Source organism: Acinetobacter sp. YH16042 (genome assembly GCF_013417245.1).
GTDB lineage: Bacteria > Pseudomonadota > Gammaproteobacteria > Pseudomonadales > Moraxellaceae > Acinetobacter > Acinetobacter amyesii.
The window spans coordinates 1-2,298 of the sequence record NZ_VPEJ01000083.1; the positions used below are offsets into that span (position 1 = coordinate 1).

At 43.8% G+C, this 2,298-nt stretch carries 2 protein-coding genes; both read left to right on the forward strand.

What is annotated here, in order from left to right; all coding sequences use genetic code 11:
• Positions 1–1,447, forward strand: a 1,447-nt coding sequence (locus tag FTV37_RS17010; RefSeq protein WP_180064311.1) for an ATP-binding cassette domain-containing protein, incomplete at its 5' end; no start/stop codon positions are given.
• A gap of 264 nt (positions 1,448–1,711) precedes the next feature.
• Positions 1,712–2,298: IS1 family transposase (locus FTV37_RS17015; RefSeq protein ID WP_180064312.1), on the forward strand; the 587-nt coding region annotated here is incomplete at its 3' end.

Here is a 2,298-nt window from a genome sequence, read left to right on the forward strand (position 1 = left end):
AAAAAAGAGCCGTTCCGATTTACTCCTTCTTGATGAACCGACCAACCATTTAGACCTGGATGCCATTCTCTGGCTCGAAGACTGGCTGAAAGCCTATGAAGGTACGCTGGTGCTGATTTCGCATGACCGGGATTTCCTCGATGCGATTACCGATCATATTTTACATATTGAAAATCAGGAACTGATTTTATATACCGGTAACTACTCGACCTTCGAGCGCACCCGCAGTGAACGTCTGGCGCAGCAGCAACAGGCTTATGAAAAGCAGCTGGAAACCCGAGCACAGCCGCAACAATATATTGACCGTTTTAAGGCGAAAGCCACCAAAGCCAAGCAGGCACAGAGCCGGATCAAACAGCTGGAGCGTATGCAGGAACTGTCTGCTGCCCATGTTGATACACCATTTACCTTCAGTTTCCGTGAACCGACCAAAATGAGTTCGCCTTTATTGCAACTGGAACATGCCGATATTGGTTATGGTGACAAGCTGATTGTCACCAATGTCAATTTACAGATCACGCCAAGCAGCCGGATTGGTTTGCTCGGGATGAATGGTGCCGGTAAATCCACCCTGATTAAATCGCTGGTCGGTGATTTAAAATTGCTTCAGGGTCTGCGTAAAGATTCAGAACTGCTCAATATTGGCTACTTTGCCCAACACCAAATGGATGCACTGGATGGCAATGCCAGCCCGATGTTACAGCTGGCCCGTATTGCCGATAAAAAAATCAGTGAAGCCAGCCTGCGTTCTTTCCTGGGCAGTTTTGGTTTTAGCGGCGAACGCATGGATACGCCAAGTGAAAGTTTCTCAGGCGGTGAACGTGCCCGTCTGGCTCTGGCATTGATTGTCTGGCAGCGTCCAAACGTGTTGATTCTGGATGAGCCGACCAACCATTTAGATCTGGATATGCGTCATGCATTGACCATGGCCTTGCAGGATTTTGAAGGTGCTGTGGTGCTGGTATCGCATGAGCGCCAGCTGATTGCCAGTGTCTGTGATGAATTGCTGCTGGTACATAATGGTCAATGCCGTGAATTTGACGGTGATCTGACCGCTTATGCCGACTGGTTACGTCAGGCCCGCATTGAGATGATCAAAAACGGGCAGAAGCCAGCCGAGCCGGTGAAATCTCAGGTCGAAGTCAAAGCAACCATTTCCAGACTGGACAAAGAAGCACAGCGTAAGGAAGCGGCACGCCAGCGGGAACTGAGCCGCCCGATTCGTAAAAATATCGAAAAATGTGAAACACAGATTTCAAAGGTTACGCCGCGACTGGCTGAAATTCAAAGCTTGCTCGGAGATAGTGCTTTATATGATGCCTCACGTAAAAATGATTTGCTCAAACTGATGAATGAGCAAACTGAGCTGAAAGCCAAACTGGAAACAGCCGAAGAACAGATGCTGGAACTAATGATGGAACTGGAAAGTCTGGAGCAGTCCTTCTAACACTATTTCAACACCCCCATTATCTGAGAGATGAGTAACAAGCGTTATTCATCTCTTTTTTTTATTAAAACCACCCATTTTTAATATTTTCCTCCTGCTTTTCATCTCCGTGTAGTTCCTTGCTATTCTTGAGTACTGCATCTCTTCTTCAAAACTTGACACATTTTGTCGTGAATTACGCAAGTGCCATATAAGTTTATTTTTTGGTGGTGTTTCAAAAAGTATGCTGAAAAAAAGCAGGTTGGATTTTGATAAAATAGAGAAATGCGAATAACTCTAGAAATCAAGTGTCCAGCCTGCCTAAGTGACAGTATAAAGAAAAATGGCACAAAAGTAGATGGTAAGCAAAATTACCAATGTAAAATATGCAGACGTCAATTTATTGGTGATCATGCTCTCAGTTATCAAGGCTGTCACTCAGGTATCAAAACCAAAATATTACACCTCATGGTGCGAGGCAGTGGTGTCAGGGATATAGCAGAAATTGAAAGAGTAAGTATCGGTAAAGTTCTACGGACACTTAGCCAATCAAAATATCAACTTCGAGCACAGCAAAGTCATTATGAAACCCTTGAAGTAGATGAGTTTTGGACTTTTGTTGGTCATAAGCAAAATAAACAATGGCTAATTTATGCCTATCATCGAGAAACAGGTGAAATTGTTGCTTATGTATGGGGTAACCGAGATTTAGCCACTGCAAAACGACTTAAATTAAAATTGAAGCAGTTAGGTGTAAGCTATACATGTATATCAAGTGACCATTGGGATAGCTTTGTTACGACCTTTAAAGAATGCAAACAGTTGATTGGTAAATTTTTCACTGTGGGTATAGAAGGCAATAATTGTCGATT